At 72.4% G+C, this 20,822-nt stretch carries 20 protein-coding genes; 15 read left to right on the top strand and 5 right to left on the bottom strand.

Annotated elements, in window-relative coordinates; genetic code table 11:
- The first annotated feature begins 27 nt into the window (after positions 1–27).
- Positions 28–693, top strand: a complete 666-nt coding sequence (locus tag GFH48_RS13345; protein ID WP_153288481.1) for a trimeric intracellular cation channel family protein — start codon at positions 28–30, stop codon at positions 691–693.
- On the opposite strand, the gene GFH48_RS13340 is transcribed toward GFH48_RS13345, so the two are convergent.
- A complete protein-coding gene (locus GFH48_RS13340; RefSeq protein ID WP_153288480.1) occupies positions 593–1,822 on the bottom strand; it encodes an alpha/beta hydrolase in 1,230 nt (409 codons plus the stop codon). The two genes, GFH48_RS13345 and GFH48_RS13340, sit on opposite strands and share 101 nt — an antisense overlap.
- Positions 1,823–2,036: 214 nt before the next feature.
- Between GFH48_RS13340 and GFH48_RS13335 the strand changes: the two genes are divergently transcribed.
- Positions 2,037–2,897 (top strand): thioesterase family protein, encoded by an 861-nt coding sequence (locus GFH48_RS13335; protein WP_153288479.1) that lies wholly within the window; start codon positions 2,037–2,039, stop codon positions 2,895–2,897.
- Positions 2,898–3,332: 435 nt separating this feature from the next.
- On the opposite strand, the gene GFH48_RS13330 is transcribed toward GFH48_RS13335, so the two are convergent.
- On the bottom strand, positions 3,333–3,959 hold the full coding sequence (locus tag GFH48_RS13330) for a TetR family transcriptional regulator (RefSeq protein ID WP_153288478.1): 627 nt from the start codon (positions 3,957–3,959) through the stop codon (positions 3,333–3,335).
- A 184-nt stretch (positions 3,960–4,143) separates the two neighbouring features.
- Between GFH48_RS13330 and GFH48_RS38545 the strand changes: the two genes are divergently transcribed.
- From GFH48_RS38545 to GFH48_RS13320, 3 genes are all read left to right on the top strand, one after another.
- Positions 4,144–4,311, top strand: a complete 168-nt coding sequence (locus tag GFH48_RS38545; RefSeq protein WP_194280576.1) for a hypothetical protein — start codon at positions 4,144–4,146, stop codon at positions 4,309–4,311.
- Between the two features lie 23 nt (positions 4,312–4,334).
- Entirely contained in the window at positions 4,335–4,601 is a 267-nt protein-coding gene (locus tag GFH48_RS13325) for a DUF4190 domain-containing protein (RefSeq protein ID WP_153288477.1), read from the top strand.
- A 131-nt stretch (positions 4,602–4,732) separates the two neighbouring features.
- The gene (locus GFH48_RS13320; RefSeq protein WP_153288476.1) at positions 4,733–5,902 is read left to right on the top strand and encodes a cysteine desulfurase family protein; all 1,170 of its coding nucleotides are present in this window, start codon (positions 4,733–4,735) and stop codon (positions 5,900–5,902) included.
- A gap of 203 nt (positions 5,903–6,105) precedes the next feature.
- Here GFH48_RS13320 and GFH48_RS13315 read toward each other — a convergent pair whose 3' ends face one another.
- Positions 6,106–6,933, bottom strand: a complete 828-nt coding sequence (locus tag GFH48_RS13315; RefSeq protein ID WP_153288475.1) for an N-acetylmuramoyl-L-alanine amidase — start codon at positions 6,931–6,933, stop codon at positions 6,106–6,108.
- Between the two features lie 88 nt (positions 6,934–7,021).
- On the opposite strand from GFH48_RS13315, the gene mnmA reads away from it, so the two are divergent.
- Complete coding sequence (gene mnmA, locus GFH48_RS13310) at positions 7,022–8,149, top strand: tRNA 2-thiouridine(34) synthase MnmA (RefSeq protein WP_153288474.1); 1,128 nt, start codon at positions 7,022–7,024, stop codon at positions 8,147–8,149.
- 161 nt (positions 8,150–8,310) lie between these two features.
- Here the strand turns inward: mnmA and GFH48_RS13305 are convergent, their stop codons facing one another.
- Both GFH48_RS13305 and GFH48_RS13300 read right to left on the bottom strand, forming a co-directional pair.
- The gene (locus GFH48_RS13305) at positions 8,311–9,105 is read right to left on the bottom strand and encodes an alpha/beta hydrolase (protein ID WP_153288473.1); all 795 of its coding nucleotides are present in this window, start codon (positions 9,103–9,105) and stop codon (positions 8,311–8,313) included.
- An 80-nt stretch (positions 9,106–9,185) separates the two neighbouring features.
- A complete protein-coding gene (locus tag GFH48_RS13300) occupies positions 9,186–9,509 on the bottom strand; it encodes a DUF427 domain-containing protein (protein ID WP_153288472.1) in 324 nt (107 codons plus the stop codon).
- A 50-nt stretch (positions 9,510–9,559) separates the two neighbouring features.
- Between GFH48_RS13300 and GFH48_RS13295 the strand changes: the two genes are divergently transcribed.
- The 9 genes from GFH48_RS13295 (at position 9,560) to gatB (ending at position 20,681) form a co-directional block, all read left to right on the top strand.
- Positions 9,560–10,099, top strand: a complete 540-nt coding sequence (locus GFH48_RS13295; RefSeq protein WP_153288471.1) for an LOG family protein — start codon at positions 9,560–9,562, stop codon at positions 10,097–10,099.
- 7 nt (positions 10,100–10,106) lie between these two features.
- Positions 10,107–10,805 carry an SDR family oxidoreductase gene (locus tag GFH48_RS13290; RefSeq protein WP_153288470.1) on the top strand — a complete coding sequence of 233 codons (699 nt, stop codon included), beginning with the start codon at positions 10,107–10,109 and terminating at the stop codon, positions 10,803–10,805.
- A gap of 115 nt (positions 10,806–10,920) precedes the next feature.
- Entirely contained in the window at positions 10,921–11,928 is a 1,008-nt protein-coding gene (locus GFH48_RS13285) for a methionine synthase (protein ID WP_153288469.1), read from the top strand.
- A 27-nt stretch (positions 11,929–11,955) separates the two neighbouring features.
- Positions 11,956–14,139 (top strand): NAD-dependent DNA ligase LigA, encoded by a 2,184-nt coding sequence (ligA, locus tag GFH48_RS13280; RefSeq protein ID WP_194280575.1) that lies wholly within the window; start codon positions 11,956–11,958, stop codon positions 14,137–14,139.
- A gap of 261 nt (positions 14,140–14,400) precedes the next feature.
- A complete protein-coding gene (locus GFH48_RS13275; RefSeq protein WP_153288467.1) occupies positions 14,401–16,638 on the top strand; it encodes a putative bifunctional diguanylate cyclase/phosphodiesterase in 2,238 nt (745 codons plus the stop codon).
- Positions 16,639–17,100: 462 nt separating this feature from the next.
- On the top strand, positions 17,101–17,397 hold the full coding sequence (gene gatC, locus GFH48_RS13270) for an Asp-tRNA(Asn)/Glu-tRNA(Gln) amidotransferase subunit GatC (protein ID WP_010984178.1): 297 nt from the start codon (positions 17,101–17,103) through the stop codon (positions 17,395–17,397).
- 5 nt (positions 17,398–17,402) lie between these two features.
- The gene (gatA, locus tag GFH48_RS13265; RefSeq protein WP_153288466.1) at positions 17,403–18,908 is read left to right on the top strand and encodes an Asp-tRNA(Asn)/Glu-tRNA(Gln) amidotransferase subunit GatA; all 1,506 of its coding nucleotides are present in this window, start codon (positions 17,403–17,405) and stop codon (positions 18,906–18,908) included.
- Positions 18,905–19,147 carry a hypothetical protein gene (locus tag GFH48_RS13260; protein WP_153288465.1) on the top strand — a complete coding sequence of 81 codons (243 nt, stop codon included), beginning with the start codon at positions 18,905–18,907 and terminating at the stop codon, positions 19,145–19,147. The genes gatA and GFH48_RS13260 overlap by 4 nt, the downstream gene beginning before the upstream one ends.
- A 16-nt stretch (positions 19,148–19,163) precedes the next feature.
- Positions 19,164–20,681 carry an Asp-tRNA(Asn)/Glu-tRNA(Gln) amidotransferase subunit GatB gene (gene gatB / locus GFH48_RS13255; protein WP_153288464.1) on the top strand — a complete coding sequence of 506 codons (1,518 nt, stop codon included), beginning with the start codon at positions 19,164–19,166 and terminating at the stop codon, positions 20,679–20,681.
- The last annotated feature ends 141 nt before the right edge of the window (positions 20,682–20,822 follow it).

Below are 20,822 nucleotides of genomic sequence, written 5' to 3'. Positions count from 1 at the left end.
GTCCCTGCGGCAGGTAAGATTGTAGGGGTGCTTCAGCAACTTTTCAGTCCCTCCGTCCAGCACACGCTCGACCTGATCGGCATCTTCGTCTTCGCGATCTCGGGTGCCCTGCTGGCCGTACGCAAGAACTTCGACGTCTTCGGCATCGCCGTCCTCGCCGAGGTCACCGCGCTGGGCGGAGGGCTGTTGCGTGACGTGGTCATCGGGGCCGTGCCGCCGGCCGCGTTCACCGACCTCGGCTACTTCCTGACGCCGCTGCTGGCCGCGCTCCTGGTCTTCTTCCTGCACCCCGAGGTGGAGCGCATCCAGGGCGCGGTGAACGTCTTCGACGCGGCCGGACTCGGTCTGTTCTGCGTCGCGGGCACCACGAAGGCGTACGAGTACGGTCTCGGCCTGACCGCGTCGGCCGCCCTCGGGCTCGCCACCGCGGTCGGCGGCGGCGTGCTGCGTGACGTGCTCGCCAACGAGGTGCCCTCGCTGCTGCGCTGGGACCGCGACCTCTACGCGGTTCCCGCCATCGTCGGCGCCACCATGGTCGCCCTGTGCATCCGCTACGACGCGCTGACCCCTTTCACCAGCGGGCTCGCGGTGGTCACGGCTTTCGTGCTGCGGCTTCTCGCGATGCGCTTCCACTGGCGAGCGCCGCGCGCCTGGAACCGGCGCTCGGCAGCGACCGAGGCGGAGACCCCTTAGCCCGCGCGCCGGGGCCGATCTGCTGGGTCAGCCAGCGGAACACCTCGGTCACCTGCGGGCGCCACAGGGCCATGTTGTGACCGCCGGCGCTCCGCGGCAGCAGCACCACCTGCACGGTCGTCGGCGGTTTCGCGATCTGTTCGAGCGCGACGCCCGCCTCGTAGCCGTCGTGCACCTCGCCCGAGTAGTACAGCGCGACGCGGGGCGGGACACGGTCCGCGCGCAGCAGCAGGAAGGGGTTGTTGCGGCGGCGCAGCTCGACGTTGCGCGCGGGCAGCGAGTCGCGTTCACCGATGGGGTCGTTGTACCCGGACATGCTGACCGCGGCCCGGTAGCGGTCGGGGTGGGCGACGGCGAGCTTGGTCGCGCAGTGCGCCCCCGCCGAGTAGCCGGCCACGCCCCAGCCGTCCGGCGCGGCCTTGGCGCGGAAGTTGTCCGTCACCATCTTCGGCACGTCGATGCTGAGCCAGGTGTCGGCGTTCACCTTGCCGGGGACGTTCGCGCAGCCGGTGTCCACCTTGGCCAGCAGCGTCGTGCGCGGCGCCACCAGGATGAACGGCGCGATCTGCCCGTCGCGCATCAGCGGCAGCAGTTGTTCGTGGACCTTCAGGGAGCCGAACCAGGCCTTCGCGGAGCCCGGATAGCCGGGCAGGAGCTCGACCACGGGGAACTTCCGGTTGCGGTAGGCGGGCTCGTTGTACTGCGGCGGCAGCCAGACGTAGACCTCGGCGTTCACGCCCGAGACCTGGCCGTGCAGCTGGGTGACGCGCACCCCGCCCGCCCGGCGCATGCCGGGGCCGTCCGCCGCGGCGAACGTCTGGTGGATCCTGGGCAGCTCGCGCACCGCGACGCCACCGGTGCCGTCGACACCCAGGTCGGCGGCCGCCTGCACGTGATTGCCCGTGCCGAGGAGGTCGGACCAGTTGTCGTAGAGGCTGTTGGCGTTGTTCACGAGCACGAAGACGAGGGTGATCGCCGTGCCCTGGGCGAACAGCAGCATCAGCATCCGTGCCGTGCTGCGCAGGAACGCGGGGCCGGGGAGGCGCGACCACAGGACGAGGGGGAGGACGAGGGCGACCACGACCAGGGCGATCGCGGTGAGGAGGAACGACGTTCCGGTGAGGCTCACGGTCTGTGCGGCTCTTCCTGTGACGGGCTGGATCGGGCTCGGCGTCTGCATCGGGTTCTATGTCCCTGAAGAGGGGGTTCCGAAGCCGTTGGTCACGGACGAGTGGCGGACACTTACCAAGAAATTGCCGAAATCACACCCCGGGCACCGGCGTGTGACGTGGTCGAAACAGCAAAAGCTACCGCTTAGTAATGGCCTGTTGTACCGTTCAGGCATGTCAGAAGCAGCTTCGGCACAGGCCGTGCGAGCCACGATCGGCGACAGTGAGTTCGACCGCGACACCGCGGTCACCCTGCGTGCACCCGGCGTCTACGACGTCGACCTGTCCCCGGGATGGACGATCATCAGCGCCGTCAACGGCGGATACCTGCTGGCCGTCCTGGGCCGCGCCCTCGCGGACGCCCTGCCGCACGACGACCCGTTCACCGTCTCGGCGCACTACCTCACCGCCTCCCAGCCGGGACCCGCGGTCATCCGCACGGACGTCGCCCGCACCGGCCGCACCCTGTCGACCGGCCAGGCCTCGCTCTTCCAGTACGACGACGAGGGCCGCGAGGTCGAACGGATCCGCGTGCTCGCCTCGTACGGCGACCTGGCCGCGCTGCCCGACGACGTCCGCACCACGGCGACGCCGCCGGCGATCCCGCCGATGGAGCACTGCTTCGGGCCCGAGGACGGTCCGGCCCCCGTCGACGGCAGCTCCGCCATCACCGAGCGGCTGATGCTCAAGCTCGACCCCTCGACGCTGGGCTGGGCCCTCGGGGCGCCGTCCGGCAAGGGTGAGATGCGCGCCTGGTTCGGGCTCGCCGACGGCCGCGACCCCGACCCGCTCTCGCTGCTCCTCGCGGTCGACGCGCTGCCGCCGACCGCCTTCGAGATCGGGCTGTCCGGCTGGGTGCCGACGGTCGAACTCACGGTGCACGTGCGCTGCCGTCCCGCGCCCGGCCCGCTGCGCGTCTCCATCACCACCCGCAACCTGGCCGGCGGCTTCCTGGAGGAGGACGCCGAGGTGTGGGACAGCGCGGACCGGCTGGTCGCGCAGTCCCGGCAGCTCGCCCGCGTCAGACTCGGCTGACCGTCCACGGCGGGGCCCCTCCCGGGTGGGCCGGCGTCCCCGGCGAGCCGCCGCCCCGGGTGGCGGAGGCGTCTCGGTCGGGCGGGTGCTCCGGCCGGTCAGGCGTCCCGGGCGGGTCGCCGCTCCGGACGGGTGGCCGTCCCGGGTGGGTCGGTGCTCCGGGCGGATTCCCGCCCCGGGCGGGGTGCCGTTCAGGGCGGCCGGCCGCTCCGGAGGGGCCGGTGCGGCGGGCGGGCCCTCGGGGGCGCGTGCGTGCCGGTTCCGGCGGGCTCCGGTGGGAGCCGTCGCCCGGTACCGGCCGTGCCGCGGTCGTCCGTCCACGGTCCGCCCAGGGGCGGGTACTCGGCGTCGCGGGGTGACGCGTCGGGTGAACGGAGGCGTCACCCGGGCCCGTCAACGGGGGCGCCGTCCGCGCCCGTTGCCGGAGCGGGCGGGTCAAACCAGCCAGTTGCGGCGGCCGATGGCGATCAGCCGCATCTGACGGGCCGCCACCCGGGTCACCCGCTCCCGTTCCTCCTCGGACGCCTCCAGTGCCTCCAGGCAGAGCGAGGCCGTCATCAGCATCTGGTCCACGTACAGGCCGGCGAGCATCAACAGGTCGTCGTCGCTCCACCCCTCCGACTCGGGGTGTTTGGCCAGCTCGACCCGTACCTCCTGGGCGAACCGGGCCAGTTGGCCACTGATCGCCTGCCGCACCGGCTGGACACCGCCGTGCCGCTCGCGGGCGATGAAGCGGACGTGGGCGGGGTGGGTCTCGACATGGTGGGCGATCAGACCGACCGCGCGCCCGATGCGTCCGTCGCTGTCGCCGGCCGCGGACACCGTGTCCCCGATCATCGGATGCAGGCTGCCCAGGGCCTCCTCGACCAGCGCCACACCGAGATCCGCCGTCGAGCGGAAGTGCCGGTAGAAGGCGGTCGGGGCCACCCCGACGGCCCGGGTGACCTCACGCAGGCCCAGGCTGCTCAGGCTCTGCTCCTCCAGCAGCTCCAACGCCGCGTCCAGGAGCGCCTGTCGCGTCTTCTGCTTCTGCGCCTGCCGGATGCCGAGCGTGTGACCCATGCCATGCAGTTAACAACTGTTCTCTGTAATTGGAAAGCCGGGCGGCGCGCTAGACTCCAGAGTCAGTGAACAACTGTTACCACAACCGTTCACTGAATCGTCAGGTCCCCGAAACATCCGAGCCTCACCGTCGAGGCGGCGACCGCGCGGGGGCCGGACCCAGAGACTCACGAGAGGCACTCACATGCTGTTCCTCGTCGCCACCCTCCTGCTGATGGGCGTCGTCATGGGCACGGTGGCCCATGCCCCGCTGCCCGTCTCCCTGGTCGCCGCCGCCGTCATCGGCGTCTGGCTGACCGTCTTCGCGGTCCGCGAGCGCGCCGCCCGCCGGCGTCACACCTCCGCCCACTGAGCCGCAGGGAGCTGACTCACCCCATGGAACTCACCGCCACGCCCACCCGCCGCACCGGCACCCGGGACGCCGACGGCATGGCCGTAGCCTCCTTCATCCTCGGACTGCTCGGCCTGCTGGTGCTGAACGTCTTCCTGGGCCCGATCGCCATCGTCCTCGCCTCCGTCGCCCTCTGGCGCGGCACGGCCCGCCGCGGCCGCGCCTTCCTCGGCCTCGGCCTGGGCATCGCCGACCTCGTGGTGCTGGTGGCGTTCATGCACTTCGACAGCACGGTGTCCTGGAGCTTCTGAACCAGGGTCGAACCACGGTGTCCTGGAGCGGCCGGGAATCTCCGGGCGGACGCCGGGCGAGAGCCGCGGGGACGGCCACCCGGACGGGGCCGGGAACGAGGGAGCGGGGGGCCCGTAGAATCAGGGCCACCATGGCTTACCTCGACCACGCCGCGACCACCCCGATGCTCCCGGAGGCGGTAGAGGCACTGACCGCCCACCTGAGCGTCACGGGCAACGCCTCCTCCCTCCACGCCGCCGGCCGCAGGGCCCGCCGTACCGTCGAGGAGGCCCGCGAGAGCCTCGCGGACGCCCTCGGCGCCCGCCCCAGCGAGGTGGTCCTCACCTCCGGCGGCACCGAGGCCGACAACCTCGCCGTCAAGGGGCTGTACTGGGCCCGCCGCGACGCCGACCCGGCCCGCACCCGGGTGCTCGCGAGCCCCGTGGAGCACCACGCCGTCCTCGACGCCGTCGACTGGCTCGGCGAACACGAGGGCGCCACGGTCGAGTACCTGCCCGTCGACCCGTACGGCCGTGTCCACCCGGACGCCCTGCGCGAGGCCATCGCCCGCAACCCCGACGACGTCGCCCTCGCCACCGTGATGTGGGCCAACAACGAGATCGGCACCGTGCTGCCGATCCGCGAACTGGCCGACGTCGCCGCCGAGTTCGGCGTCCCGCTGCACTCCGACGCCGTCCAGGCCTTCGGGCAGCTGCCCGTCGACTTCGCGTCCTCGGGCCTCGCCGCGATGACCGTCTCGGCCCACAAGATCGGCGGCCCGTACGGCATCGGCGCGCTGCTGCTCGGCCGCGAGTACACCCCCGTACCGGTCCTCCACGGAGGCGGTCAGGAACGTCATGTGCGCTCCGGCACCCTGGACGTGCCCGCCGTCGCGTCCTTCGCGGTCGCCGGCCGGCTCGCCACCGAGCAGCGCGCGTGGTTCGCCCGGGAGATCGGCGCGCTCCGTGACGACCTGGTCGAAGCGGTACGCGCCGCCGTGCCCGACGCCCTCCTCGGCGGCGACCCCGACCCCGCGGGCCGGCTGCCGGCCAACGCGCACTTCACGTTCCCCGGCTGCGAGGGCGACTCCCTGCTGCTGCTCCTGGACGCGCAGGGCATCGAGTGCTCCACGGGCTCCGCGTGCACGGCGGGCGTCGCCCAGCCCAGCCACGTCCTGCTGGCCACCGGCACCGATCCGGACCTGGCCCGCGGCACCCTGCGCTTCTCCCTCGGCCACACCTCCACGGAGGCGGACGTCGAGGCGGTCGCGAAGGCCATCGGTCCCGCCGTGGATCGGGCGCGGACGGCGGGCCTGACCTGACCGCCGCGCCGGCCCGGCGCGGCGACCTCCGGGCCCGGCCCGGCCGCGCCCCGGGCCTGCCCGGCGTCGTACCGGACCGGCCCTACCCGGGCCGGTACCCGCGCCCGTGTCCGTCCGCTGCGCTCCGCGCTGAGCCGGGTCCGCCTGGCGTGAACCTCGGCCCGCCGCGCCGTCGTCCGTGCCGTGCCGTGCCGTGCCGAGGATTACGTCCCGGCCGCGCCCGCCGGCGTGGCCCCGGCGCCGGTCGGATCAGCCGCCGTGCCCGCCCGGCGCACCAGCAGGAGATACCGGTCCCAGTCCCAGTAGCGACCGGGATCGGTGTGGTCGGTGCCCGGCACCTCCACGTGCCCGATGATGTGCTCGCGGTCGACCGGGATGCCGTAGCGGGCGCAGATCCCGGCCGTCAGCCGTGCCGACGCCCTGTACATGGCGTCGGTGAACGACGAGGCGTGCTCGACGAAGCCCTCGTGCTCGATGCCGACGCTCCGCTCGTTGTACCCGCGGTTGCCCGCGTGGAACGCCACGTCCAGCTCGCGGATCATCTGGGTGATGCCGCCGTCCTTGCGGACGATGTAGTGCGCGGCCGCGCCGTGTCCCGGGTCCTGGAAGACCTTGACCGCGCTGCGGTAGCTGCCCTGGGTGACATGGATGACCACCCGGTCTATGGCGTAGTCGTCGGGCCGGTCCGCCCGCCGCCAGTTCGCACTCGACGCCGCCACCCATCGGGCGCCCCGGAAGTCGACCACACCCTCCTCGCGGGGCTTCTCCACGCCCGGCAGCCGCCACCACACGTGCCCCAGCTCGGCCCGCGCGAGCACCCCCGTGCCCACGGCGGCCGCCAGGCCGCCGATGAGCAGGGTCCGCCGCCCGACCCGCCGGTCGCCGTCCGTGCCCACGCGCCGCTTCCCCTCCGGTGTCCCCGGAGCCGGCACGTCCCGGCCCGGTGCGGCCGGATGCGGCGACCCCGGGTCCGGAGCCGCCGGGTCCGGCGTCTCGCGTGTCTCCGGCGCCTCCTGCGCGGCTCCGCTCATCGTGTCCGTCTCCTGTCGCTCCCTGTCGCGGTCCTCAACGCATACTCGCGAGAATCCGTTCCCTGTCGCCCCGTACCCTGGAGGGGCTATGACTGAGACCTCGCCGCGCCCCCGCCCCCTCCGTGTCCTCGCCGCCATGTCCGGCGGCGTGGACTCCGCCGTCGCCGCCGCCCGCGCGGCGGAAGCGGGCCACGACGTGACGGGCGTGCACCTCGCGCTCTCCGCCAACCCCCAGTCGTTCCGCACCGGCGCGCGCGGCTGTTGCACCATCGAGGACTCCCGGGACGCCCGCCGCGCCGCGGACGTCATCGGCATCCCGTTCTACGTGTGGGACCTCGCCGAGCGCTTCCGCGAGGACGTGGTCGAGGACTTCGTCGCCGAGTACGAGGCGGGGCGCACCCCGAACCCGTGTCTGCGCTGCAACGAGAAGATCAAGTTCGCGGCCCTGCTCGACAAGGCGCTCGCGCTCGGCTTCGACGCGGTCTGCACGGGCCACTACGCGAAGGTGCTCGTGAACGAGGACGGCACCCGCGAGCTGCACCGCGCCTCCGACATGGCCAAGGACCAGTCGTACGTGCTCGGCGTCCTCGACGACCGCCAGCTCGCGCACGCGCTGTTCCCGCTCGGCGACACCCTCACCACGAAGGACGAGATCCGCGCCGAGGCGGAGCGCCGTGGCCTCGCGGTCGCCAAGAAGCCCGACTCGCACGACATCTGCTTCATCGCCGACGGTGACACCCAGGGCTTCCTCGCGAACCGGCTGGGCAGGGCGGAGGGAGACATCGTCGACGAGTCCGGCGCGGTCGTCGGCACCCACGAGGGCGCGTTCGGTTTCACCATCGGCCAGCGCAAGGGCCTGCGCATCGGTACCCCGGCCGCCGACGGCAAGCCGCGCTACGTCCTGGACATCTCGCCGGTGGACAACACGGTGACGGTGGGTCCCGCGGCGTCCCTGGACGTCAGTGCCCTGACCGCCGTCAAGCCCCGCTGGTGCGGCGCCGCCCCGGCCGGCACCGGCACGTACACCGCCCAGCTCCGCGCCCACGGCGGCGAGACGACGGTGACCGCCGAACTCGTCGACGGCGGGCTGGAGGTCGCGTTCACCGAGCCGGTCCGCGGGGTAGCGCCCGGCCAGGCGATCGTCCTGTACGACGGCACGCGCGTGGTCGGCTCGGCGACGATCGCGACGACCACGCGCGCGACGGCGTCCGTCTGAGGGCTGTCCCGTGACCCCCGGCGCATCGGTCCGCGGCGTCGGACGCGGTGCGTCGCGAGGCGGAGGGTCGTCCTCGTACCGGGGGTGTCCGGGCGACCCCGACGACGCGGCGAGGTGCCGTGGCCGTCGTCGGGGTCCCGCCGGGGATCACGGAACAGCCCTCAGCCCGTCCCGCCGTTCCCGAAGAACTCCTCCAGGAGCGGCGCGAGGGCCGCGGCGTCCACGTTGTGGGTCTGCCTCTCCAGCACCCGGTACGTCCCCTCGGGCGCCGCGTCCGCGACGGCGCGCGCGGCCTCGCGCATCCACTCGGGGCTCGCGCCGCCCGCGACGGAGAGCACCGGCATGGGCAGCGAGGCCGGCAGCTCCCGGGGCAGCAGACCGTCGCCCATGACGGCGTCGTCGTACGCGAGGGTGGGAGCGATCGCCTCCATGCCGGCCCACCCGGGGGACCGCCGGGCGCCGGCGATCATCTCCGGGGGCATGCCGGTGAGCGCCATGAACAGTTCCAGGGCGTCCCCGTGCCGGCCCCGCGCGAGCAGTTCGGTCAGCCGCCCGGTGTACTCCCGGCGCTCCTCGCCGCGCCCTTCGTGGAGGGCGAACGGCGTCTCGTAGACGGCCACCGCGTCGACGGGCAGCCCGCTCGCGGCCGCCCGGAGGGCCAGCGCGCCGCCGGACGACATGCCGTAGAGCGACGCGGTGCCCCCGCACGCCCGGATCAGCGCCGCGATGTCCTCGACCTCGCGGGCGACCGTGCAGGACGACACGGTGTCGCCGCTGGCGCCGCGTCCCCGCCGGTCGTAGGTGACGGCGCCGAAGCGGTCCGAGAGCGCCCTCGCGAGAGGCGCCAGCGTCGCACCCGTGCACAGGGCTCCGCCCACCAGGACGACCGCCGGGCCGTCACCGTGCCGTTCGTACGCGAGGGGCGTCCCGTCGCGCGAGAGAACCTTGTTGTCCATACCCGTGGAGACCGCCCGGCGGCCCGGAACTCATCGGTTCCGGGAACGCACGGGTTGCGGGACCTCGCCGGTTCCGGGGACTACAGGACCTCCACCTCGTAGAAGCACAGGTGGTCCTTGATCTGCGCGACGTCCGGCTTCGGCTCCGGGTAGAACCAGACGAGGTCGGGGGCGTCGGGCAGCGACCAGTAGGACGCGTCGCCCTTGAAGGGGCAGTGCGTGTGGGTGTCGGAGGCCGTCAGCAGGTCCAGCCGGACGTCCTGCGGAGGGATGTAGTAGCGCACCGGACAGCCCGTCTCGCGCAGCAGCAGCGGCCGGTCGCTCTCCGCGAGGACCTGGTCGCCGTGCACGACGCGTACGCGCTGGGTGCCCTGCTCGATGGTGATCGTGTGTCCTTGGGTCATGACGGGAAAGCACCCGTGGGGCGCTGGTTCTTCCCGCGTACCGTGATCGCATGAACATCTGTGTCTTCCTCTCCGCCGCCGACCTCGACGACCGCTACACGGGTCCCGCCCGCCAGTTCGCTGAACTCCTCGGAAAAGGCGGCCACACCCTGGTGTGGGGCGGTTCCGACGTCGGCCTCATGAAGGTGGTCGCCGACGGTGTCCAGGAGGCGGGCGGACGGCTGGTGGGCGTCTCCGTGGACTTCCTGGCGGCCAGGGCGCGGACGGGTGCCGACGAGATGGTGATCGCCCGGGACCTCGCCGAGCGCAAGGCGCTGCTCCTGGAGAAGGCCGACGCGGTCGTGGTGATGGTCGGCGGCACGGGGACGCTCGACGAGGCGACCGAGATCCTGGAGCTGAAGAAGCACGGGAGGACGGACAAGCCGGTGGTCCTGCTGAACACGGCGGGCTTCTACGACGGCCTGAAGGAACAGTTCCGGCGCATGGAGGCCGAGGGTTTCCTGCCGAGGCCGCTCATCGACCTGGTGTTCTTCGCCGAGGAGCCGGCGGGCGCGCTGGCCTACCTGGAGGAGAACGCGGGCACCCGGTGATGCGAGCATGGCGTCCATGGCTACACATCTGATCACCGGGGCCGGTTCCGGCATCGGCGCGGCCGTCGCCCGCCGTCTGCACGCGCGCGGGGACGAACTCGTGCTGCACGCGCGCGACGCGGGCCGCGCGAAGGAACTCGGCGCGGCGTACCCGGGGGCGAAGACCCTGGTCGGCGACCTCGCGGACCCGGACAAGCTCTCCTGGGCGTTCTCGCACCAGTCCCTTCCCGACCGCGTCGACTCGCTGCTGCACATCGCCGGGGTGGTGGACCTCGGCCGGGTCGGCGAGCTGACCCCCAAGTCCTGGCGCCACCAGCTCAACGTCAACCTGATCGCCCCCGCCGAGCTCACCCGGCACTTCCTGCCCCAACTCCGCCTCGCCCAGGGGCACGTGCTGTTCGTGAACTCCGGCGCCGGCCTCAGCGCCGGCGCCGACTGGTCCGCGTACGCCGCCTCCAAGCACGGTCTGAAGGCCCTCGCGGACTCGCTGCGCCACGAGGAGCACGGCAACGGCGTCCGGGTCACCTCGGTCTACCCCGGCCGTACCGCGAGCCCCATGCAGGCCAAGGTCCACCAGCAGGAGGGCAAACCGTACGACGCCTCGAAGTGGATCGACCCGGAATCCGTCGCGACGACGATCCTGACGGCCCTCGACCTGCCGCGCGACGCGGAGGTCAACGACCTGACGGTGCGACCGGGGCGTTGACGCCCGCCCGCGGCGACGCGGGGGAGCACCGGAACGACGTGTGGGACACCGGGGCGGCACGGGCGCGGACCGACTCGCCCGCGTCGCGCCCCGCGGGGTTACGTACGCTTCGCGGGTGAGCGAAAACAGCGAGTTCGGGTTCGGCGCCGCCACCGGTGTCGGGTCCATGCCGGGTGGTGACGTGCGGGAGACCGCCAAGACCGTCACCGGGTCCTTCGACGACTTTCCCCATCTTCCGGAACTGCCCGCGCGCGGGCCGGGCGCCGACATGATCGGACGGACGGCCGGGATGCTGGTCGACCTCTACGCGCGCGTGGAGCCCAGCGGCTGGCGGATCGGGGACCGTCCGGGGCGCGACACCCGGCGCGCCAGGTCGTGGCTGGGCGAGGACCTCGACGCGCTGGAGGAGTACACCCAGGGCTACGAGGGGCCGCTGAAGGTGCAGGCCGTGGGGCCCTGGACCCTGGCAACCGCGCTGGAGCTGAGGAACGGCGAGGCGGCCCTGTCCGACCCCGGGGCCAGCCGTGATCTCGCCGGCTCGCTCGCCGAGGGCCTGCGCGTCCATCTCGACGAGGTACGGCGCCGGGTGCCGGGAGCGCGGGTCGTGCTGCAGCTCGACGAACCCTCGCTCATCGCCGTCCTGCGGGGCCAGGTGAAGTCCGCGAGCGGGTACCGCACCCACCGCGCCGTCGACCGGCAACTGGTCGAGTCGACGCTGCGGGACGTCGTGGGGGTTCACGCCGACGGTCCGGTCGTGGTGCACTCGTGCGCCCCCGACGTGCCGTTCGAACTGCTGCGCAGGGCGGGTGCCGCGGGCATCTCCTTCGACCTCACCCTGCTCACGGAACGTGACGACGACGCGATCGGCGAGGCGGTGGAGGGCGGCACCCGGCTTCTCGCCGGTGTCGTGCCCGGCACGGACGGCCCATTGTCGGACCCTGCCGGTAGCGTCATGGGTGTCAGGACGTTGTGGCGCAGGCTGGGGCTGCGTCCGGAGCTTCTCGCCCGGGCCGTCACGGTCACCCCGTCGTGCGGACTCGCGGGCGCTTCCCCGGAGTACGCGCGCCGGGCGCTCGCCCACTGCGTCCGGGCGGCGAGATCCCTCGCGGACAACCCAGAGTAACGGGAGGACGACACGGTGGCCGGCGACATGGACGCACAGCCCAATCCCCTGCCCGCCGAGGCGCGCGAGCGGCACGCGCTGCTGGCCGAGCAGATCGAGGAGCACCGCTTCCGGTACTACGTGAAGGACCAACCGGTCGTCAGCGACACGGAGTTCGACAAGCTGCTGCGTTCCCTGGAGGCGCTGGAGGAGCGGTATCCCGAGCTGCGCACCCCCGACTCGCCGACCCAGAAGGTCGCGGGCGCGTACGAGACCGGGTTCACGTCCGTGCGGCACCGCGAGCGCATGCTGTCGCTGGACAACGCCTTCAGCGACCTGGAGCTCGCCGCCTGGGCGGAGCGGGTCGCGAAGGACGTCGGGGCCTCCGCGTACCACTTCCTGTGCGAGCTGAAGGTCGACGGCCTCGCGGTCAACCTCACCTACGAGCAAGGCCGTCTGACCCGCGCGGCCACCCGGGGCGACGGCCGCACGGGGGAGGACATCACGCCCAACGTGCGGACGATCACGGAGATCCCGGACCGCCTCCGGGGCGACGGATTCCCCGACCTGGTGGAGATCCGCGGCGAGGTCTACTTCCCGATGGAGAAGTTCGCGGAGCTCAACGCCCGGCTGCTGGAGGCCGGTGACAAGCCTTTCGCCAACCCCCGCAACGCGGCGGCGGGTTCGCTGCGCCAGAAGGACCCCCGCGTCACCGCGAGCCGCCCGCTGCACATGGTGGTCCACGGAATCGGCGCCCTGGAGGGCTTCGAGGGACTGACCCGCCTCTCCGGGGCGTACGAACTGCTGCACTCCTGGGGCCTGCCGACCACGCGGTACGCCAAGGTGGTCGACGACCTCGACGGCGTACGGGAGTTCATCGCGAACTACGGGGAGAACCGGCACTCCGTGGAGCACGAGATCGACGGGGTCGTCGTCAAGCTCGACGAGATCCGCCTCCAGGGCCGCCTCGGTTCCACGGCCCGCGCCCCACGCTGGGCCATCGCCTGGAAGTACGCGCCGGAAGAGGTCAACACCAAGCTGGTCGACATCAAGGTCGGCGTCGGCCGTACGGGGCGCGTCACCCCGTACGCGCAGGTCGAGCCGGTCACCGTGGCGGGCTCGGAGGTCGAGTTCGCGACCCTGCACAACCAGGAGGTCGTCAAGGCCAAGGGCGTCCTCATCGGGGACACGGTCGTGCTGCGCAAGGCCGGTGACGTCATCCCGGAGATCCTCGGGCCGGTCGTGGACCTCCGCGACGGCACCGAGCGGGAGTTCGTGATGCCCGCCGAGTGCCCCGAGTGCGGGACGCCGCTGCGCGCCATGAAGGAGGGCGACATCGATCTGCGCTGCCCCAACGGCCGCGGCTGCCCCGCCCAGTTGCGAGAGCGCGTCGCGTACCTCGCGGGCCGGGAGTGCCTGGACATCGAGCACTTCGGCAACGTGGCCGCGGCGGCGCTGACCCGCCCGCTGGAGCCCGCCGCCCCACCGCTCGTCGACGAGGGCGACCTCTTCGACCTCACGGCCGAGCAACTGCTCCCCATCAAGGCGTACGTCCTCGACCAGGACAGCGGCCTGCCCAAGCGGGACCCCAGGACCGGTGAGGAGAAGGTCGTCACGGTCTTCGCCAACCAGAAGGGCGAGCCGAAGAAGAACACGCTCGCCCTGCTGGACAACATCGCCGAGGCGAAGAACCGTCCGCTCGCCCGCTTCATCAACGGGCTCTCCATCAGGCACGTCGGCCCGGTGGCCGCCGAGGCGCTGGCCCGCGAGTTCCGTTCCGTGGACCGCATCGAACAGGCCACCGAGGAGGAACTCGCCGCGGTCGACGGGGTCGGCGGGATCATCGCGACCTCGGTCAAGGAGTGGTTCGCCGAGGACTGGCACCGCGAGATCATCCGCAAGTGGCGGACGGCGGGCGTCCGTATGGAGGACGAGGGTTCCGGCGAGGACGAGGGCCCCCGCCCGCTGGAGGGACTCACCGTCGTCGTCACCGGCACGCTCGAACACCACACGCGCGACGGCGCGAAGGACGCCCTGCAGAGCCAGGGAGCGAAAGTGACCGGCTCTGTCTCGAAGAAGACATCCTTTGTCGTAGTGGGCGAGAATCCTGGATCGAAGTACGACAAGGCCATGCAGCTCAAGGTCCCCGTTCTGAACGAGGACGGCTTCGCCGTTCTGCTCGGACAAGGACCTGAGGCGGCGGCGGAAGTCGCCCTTCCGACCGAGGAGTAGCGGTTGAAGGCCACCCGTTCGGCGCATATCAGATGCATACGGGTGGCCGGGTCGCATTCGGGCAACCGTCGTCGACCGCTGCCCGTGGAAGCCTTCTGCGGCCTACTGTTGAGGTGTGCGCCCGCCGTGCCCGGCTGCGGTTGGGGCATCCCCTGCTCCTGAGGAGTCGGGGGACGAGTTCTTGAGACGCGCTGCCGTCGGCGGATGCCGCCGGCAACGGGTCGCGTGGCGTGGGCACCGCCGGCTGTGAGAGGGACGGGAATGGAACCGACCGAGAGCGCCGCCCCGGACGTACGGCTGCGCCTGCGCCGGACGACCGGCGCGTGGATGGCGGGCCTCCGGACGGGACGGTCGTCGACGCGCCCCGGCGCGGGCGAGCGGGACCACGCACCCTTCACGGCCACCGGCGCCACCGCGAGCCGGTACACCGCCGGGCGCGGACCGGGCCTGCCCGGCCACGACCCCGAACGGCCCACCGCCTGGCCCGCGCTGCCCGCGGCGGTCGTCGCACTGGCCGCGCTCGTCCTCGGCGCCGGTTTCTACCGGGCGTTCAGCGACCACCACGCGCTCTTCCCGTCCGGAGCGGTCGGCTGGTCGCTGGCCGTGCTGACCGGCGTCATCGTCGGCCATCTGGTCGCCCTCGGCCGCGCCCGCTGGTGGGGCGGCACCGGCTCCGGCGCGGCCCTGACCCTCGCGGTGCTGCTGTTGTACGGCTGGGTGGCCGCCGGCATGGTCAGCCTGACCGTCGTCGTCCTGGTCGGCGCCGCGCGCCGGGGCCGCTGGCGCCAGGGAGTGCTGCACGGCGCGGCCGACATCCTCGGCATCGGCGCCGGGGCGCTGGTGCTGGCCGTGTTCGGGCGGGTGCCGTCGGTCGAGGCCCCCTGGAACCCGCAGAGCTGGGACTTCTACGCCGCGCCCCAGGTGGTGCTGGTCGCCACCGCGTACCTCGCCGTCACCCGCGTCCTGCTCTGGCACCTGCACGCGCCCGGCACCGGCGGCCTGCCGACCGCCGCCCGGACGGCCCTCGTCAGGCAGGGGCTCCTCGCGGTCGCCCTGCTCGGCATCGCGCCGCTGATCTGCGTGGTCGCCGTCGCCCAGCCGATGCTGCTGCCGCTGTTCTCGATCCCCCTGATCGCGCTCGACTCCACGCTGTGGATCGCCCGCATACGCGCCGAGGAGCAACTGCGCGATCCGCTGACCGGGCTGCCCAACCGGCAGTGGCTGCTCGAACGCACCTGGGCGGCCCTGGACGACGCCGAACGCATAGGCGCGCGTTCGGCGTTGATGCTGATCGACCTCGACCGCTTCCGTTCGGTGAACGACACACTGGGGCATCTCGCCGGGGACCGACTGCTGCTCCAGATAGCCGAACGGCTGCGGCTGGCGCTGCCGCGCGGGGCGGAGGCCGCGCGACTCGGCGGTGACGAGTTCGCCGTGTTACTGCCCGTCGCCGACTCCACGACGTCGGCCACCCGGGTGGCCCGCAACCTCGTCACCGCGCTCGGATCGCCGCTCGACCTCGACGGGCTCACCCTCGTCCTGGAGGCCAGCGCCGGACTCGCCGTCTTCCCCGACCACGCGCTCGACGCGGAGGGACTGCTGCGGCGGGCGGACGTGGCGATGTACCAGGCGAAGCGGGACCGTACGGGGGTGGAGGTCTACGAGTCCAAGCGGGACTCGAACACACCGGACAGGCTCGGTCTGCTGGGGGACCTGCGGCGGGCCCTCGACGCCGGTGACGTCGAACTGCACTACCAGCCGAAGGTCCGCTTCGACGGACAGGTGGCCGGCCTGGAGGCACTCGTCCGCTGGGTGCACCCCGAGCGCGGCAGGGTCGCGCCGGACGAGTTCATCGCCATCGCCGAGTCGTCCGGGCTGATGCCGCACCTCACCGAGTACGTCCTGGAGACGGCCCTCGCGCAGGTCGCGCGGTGGCGGGCGCAGGGCCTGCGGGTGCCGGTCGCGGTGAACGTCTCACCACGCGACGTGCACACCCCGGGCTTCGCCGGCGCGGTCGCCGCCCGGCTCGCCCGGCACGGGGTGCCCGCCGGGGCCCTTCAGTTGGAGATCACCGAACACGTACTGCTGGAGGACCCGCAGCGCGCCGCCGACACCCTGGCCGGGCTGACAGGGCACGGGGTCAAGATGTCGCTGGACGACTTCGGCACCGGGTACTCCTCGCTGGTCCATCTGCGCCGCCTGCCCGTCAGCGAACTGAAGATCGACCGGTCCTTCGTCGCGCGGCTCGCCATCGACAACGAGGACGCGGAGATCGTGCGCTGCACGGTGGACCTCGCGCACTCGCTCGGGCTGCTGGTCGTCGCGGAGGGCGTCGAGGACGACGAGACGTGGGAGCGGCTGCGCGACCTGGGCTGCGACGCGGTGCAGGGCTGGCTGGTCGCCGCCGCGATGCCACCGGACGAGGCCACGGCGTGGCTGCTGGCCCGGGGTTCGCGAGGCTGGCAGCGCCCGCGCGCCGCGCTACCGGCGGCGGACTAGCTCCGCCGGTTCCCCAGGTCCCCGGCCCACGCCCTCGCGCGACGCCGATGACGCCCCCGCGAGGCCCGCGGGGAACGGCGCGCCGAGCCCCCACGGGCCCGCAGCTTGATCCCGGCGGCGGTGGCACCCCGGTGAGGGGCGCGGGGAACGGCGCGCCCAGCCCCCACCGGTCCGCGGCTTCTTCGCGGCGGGCACCGCGTCCAGGCCGTGCCGGCCCGCAGCTTGATCCCCGCGGGCACCCCGTCCCCGTCAGGGGCGCGAGGAACCGCGCGCCCCTCCACAACAGACCGCGACGGACCCAGTTCCGGCGAGGGAGACACCCCCGACCCCGGCCCACACGCACGCGCCCCGGCCCACCCCCGCCCCGCCCGGAGGGCCCCCCGGGCAAACCCGGGCGCGGGCATCGCCCCCGGCCCCATAGGATTGGGCCAAACCACACACTCCCACCCAGAGGATCGCTGCATGCCTGGCATCACGCGCGAGGAGGTCGCCCACCTCGCACGGCTGGCGCGTCTGGAGCTGAAGGCGGAAGAGCTCGACCACTTCGCCGGCCAGCTCGACGACATCATCGGCGCGGTCGCCCGCGTCAGCGAGGTCGCCGACCAAGACGTACCGCCGACCTCTCACCCGCTGCCGCTGACGAACGTCATGCGCGCGGACGAGGTCCGCCCGTCGCTCACCCCCGAGCAGGCGCTCTCCGGCGCCCCGGCCCAGGAGCAGCAGCGTTTCAAGGTGCCGCAGATCCTGGGGGAGGACTAATCACCATGACGGACACCAACGTCAACATCATCAGGCTGACGGCGGCCGAGATCGCCGCGCGGATCGCCGCGGGCGAGCTCACGGCCGTCGAGGTCACCGAGGCCCACCTCGCCCGGATCGAGGCCGTCGACGAGAAGGTGCACGCCTTCCTGCACGTCGACCGCGAGGGCGCCCTCGCCCAGGCCCGCGCCGTCGACGCGAAGCGTGAGCGCGGCGAGAAGCTCGGTCCGCTCGCCGGCGTACCGCTCGCGCTCAAGGACATCTTCACCACCGAGGGCATCCCGACCACCGTCGGTTCCAAGATCCTCGAAGGCTGGATCCCGCCCTACGACGCGACGGTCACCAAGCGGCTGAAGGCCGCCGACGTCGTCATCCTCGGCAAGACCAACATGGACGAGTTCGCCATGGGGTCCTCCACCGAGAACAGCGCGTACGGCCCCACGGGCAACCCCTGGGACCTCAGTCGCGTCCCCGGCGGCTCGGGCGGCGGTTCCTCCGCCGCGCTCGCCTCCTTCGAGGCGCCGCTCGCGATCGGCACCGACACGGGCGGCTCCATCCGCCAGCCCGCCGCCGTCACCGGCACGGTCGGCGTCAAGCCCACGTACGGCGGCGTCTCCCGCTACGGCATGGTGGCGTTCTCCTCCTCCCTCGACCAGGGCGGCCCCTGCGCCCGTACGGTCCTGGACGCGGCGCTGCTGCACGAGGTCATCGCCGGGCACGACCCGCTCGACTCGACCTCCATCGACGCGCCGGTCCCCCCGGTCGTCGAGGCCGCCCGCAACGGCTCGGTCGCGGGCATGCGCGTCGGCGTCGTCAAGCAGTTCCGCGGCGAGGGCTACCAGGCCGGTGTCGTGCAGCGCTTCGACGAGGCCGTCGCCCTGCTCAAGGACCTCGGTGCCGAGATCGTCGAGCTGGACTGCCCGTCCTTCGACCTGGCGCTCTCCGCGTACTACCTGATCGCGCCGTCCGAGTGCTCGTCCAACCTCGCCCGCTTCGACGCCATGCGCTACGGCCTGCGCGTCGGCGACGACGGCACGCGCTCCGCGGAGGAGGTCACCTCCCTCACCCGCGAGGCGGGCTTCGGCGACGAGGTCAAGCGCCGCATCATGCTCGGCACGTACGCCCTCAGCTCCGGCTACTACGACGCGTACTACGGCTCGGCGCAGAAGGTCCGCACGCTCATCACCCGCGACTTCGAGAAGTCGTTCGAGCAGGTGGATGTGATCGTCTCGCCGACCACGCCCACCACCGCCTTCCCGATCGGCGAGCGCGCCGACGACCCGATGGCGATGTACCTCGCGGACCTGTGCACCATCCCGACCAACCTGGCGGGCAACGCGGCCATGTCGCTGCCCTGCGGTCTCGCGCCGGAGGACAACCTCCCGGTCGGCCTGCAGATCATCGCCCCCGCGATGAAGGACGACCGGCTCTACAAGGTCGGCGCCGCCGTCGAGGCCGCCTTCGTGGAAAAGTGGGGACACCCGCTGATCGAGGAGGCTCCGTCGTTGTGAGTAAGGCTCTGACCAAGGCCAAGGGCTTCAAGAAGTCCAAGTCCGGCACGTACCTGTCCATCGCGACCACCGCGTTCGGTGCCCTCGGCGTCGCCAAGCAGGCCAAGAAGGCCCGCACGGAGCACGACACGCTGCGCCTGATCGACGCGGCCGTGTCCGCCGCCGCCATCGTCACCGGCCTCGCCATCCTCTACCGGGAGCTCAAGCGCCTGGGCGACGACGACGTCCTGCTGGGCTGAGAGGGAAGTTTTCACCGTGACCACCACGACCGACGAGCTGGTGTCGTACGAGGACGCCCTGGCGACGTACGACCCCGTCATGGGCCTCGAAGTCCATGTCGAGCTCGGTACCAAGACCAAGATGTTCTGCGGGTGCTCCACCGAGCTGGGCGCCGAGCCCAACTCGCAGACCTGCCCCACCTGCCTCGGCATGCCCGGCTCGCTGCCCGTCGTCAACGCGACCGGCGTCGAGTCCGCCATCAAGATCGGTCTCGCGCTGCACTGCGAGATCGCCGAGTGGTGCCGCTTCGCCCGGAAGAACTACTTCTATCCGGACATGCCGAAGAACTTCCAGACCTCCCAGTACGACGAGCCGATCGCCTTCAACGGCTACCTCGACGTGCAGCTGGAGGACGGCGAGGTCTTCCGCGTGGAGATCGAGCGCGCCCACATGGAGGAGGACACCGGTAAGTCGCTGCACGTCGGCGGTGCCACCGGCCGCATCCACGGCGCCTCGCACTCCCTGCTCGACTACAACCGCGCGGGCATCCCCCTCATCGAGATCGTCACCAAGCCGATCGAGGGCGCGGGCGAGCGCGCTCCCGAGGTCGCCAAGGCGTACGTCGCCGAACTGCGCGAGCTCATCAAGGCGCTCGGTGTCTCCGAGGCCCGCATGGAGCAGGGCCAGATGCGCTGCGACGTGAACCTGTCGCTGCGTCCGCACGGCCGGGAGAAGTTCGGGACGCGCTCCGAGACGAAGAACGTCAACTCCCTGCGTTCCGTGGAGCGTGCCGCCCGCTTCGAGATCCAGCGCCACGCCGCGGTGCTGAACTCCGGTGGCACGATCATCCAGGAGACCCGCCACTTCCACGAGGACACCGGGTCCACGACCTCGGGCCGCGTGAAGGAGGAGGCCGAGGACTACCGGTACTTCCCGGAGCCCGACCTCGTCCCCGTCGCCCCGTCCCGTGACTGGGTCGAGGAACTGCGCGGCGGTCTGCCCGAGCAGCCGCTGGCCCGCCGCAACCGGCTGCGCGAGGAGTGGGGCGTCAGTGCCCACGACATGCAGTCGATCCTCAACGCCGGCGCCATCGACGCGATCGTCGCCACGATCGAGGCCGGCGCGGACGCCACGTCCGCCCGCAAGTGGTGGATGGGCGAACTGGCCCGCAGCGCCAACGAGTCGGGCAAGTCCCTGGAGGACCTGCCCATCACCCCGGCGCAGGTGGCCCGGGTGACGCAGCTCGTGGCCTCCGGAGACCTGAACGACAAGCTCGCCCGGCAGGTCATCGAGGGCGTGCTCGCCGGCGAGGGCGCCCCCGACGAGGTCGTCGAGAAGCGCGGCCTGAAGGTCGTCTCGGACGAGGGCGCGCTCACCGCCGCCGTCGACGAGGCCATCGCCGGGAACCCGGGCATCGCCGACAAGATCCGCGGTGGCAAGGTCCAGGCCGTCGGCGCCCTGGTCGGCGCGGTCATGAAGGCGACCCGGGGACAGGCCGACGCGGCCCGCGTCAAGGAGCTCATCCTGGAGAAGCTGGGCGTCAGCGAGGGCTGAGCGTCACCGCACCACCCACCTGGGGGGACCCACCGAGACCGGTGTGTCCCCCCAGGCCTGTCGTGGGCACCCCGGTGCGCGGCAGAGTTCCACCGGCCCGGCCGGCGCTCCCGATCAGGATCGAGGCGCCGCGGCGCCGCA

This window comes from Streptomyces fagopyri, from assembly GCF_009498275.1.
GTDB lineage: Bacteria > Actinomycetota > Actinomycetes > Streptomycetales > Streptomycetaceae > Streptomyces > Streptomyces fagopyri.
Note: the sequence above shows the minus strand (reverse complement) of the source record. Positions and strands in the feature narration are given on the sequence as shown.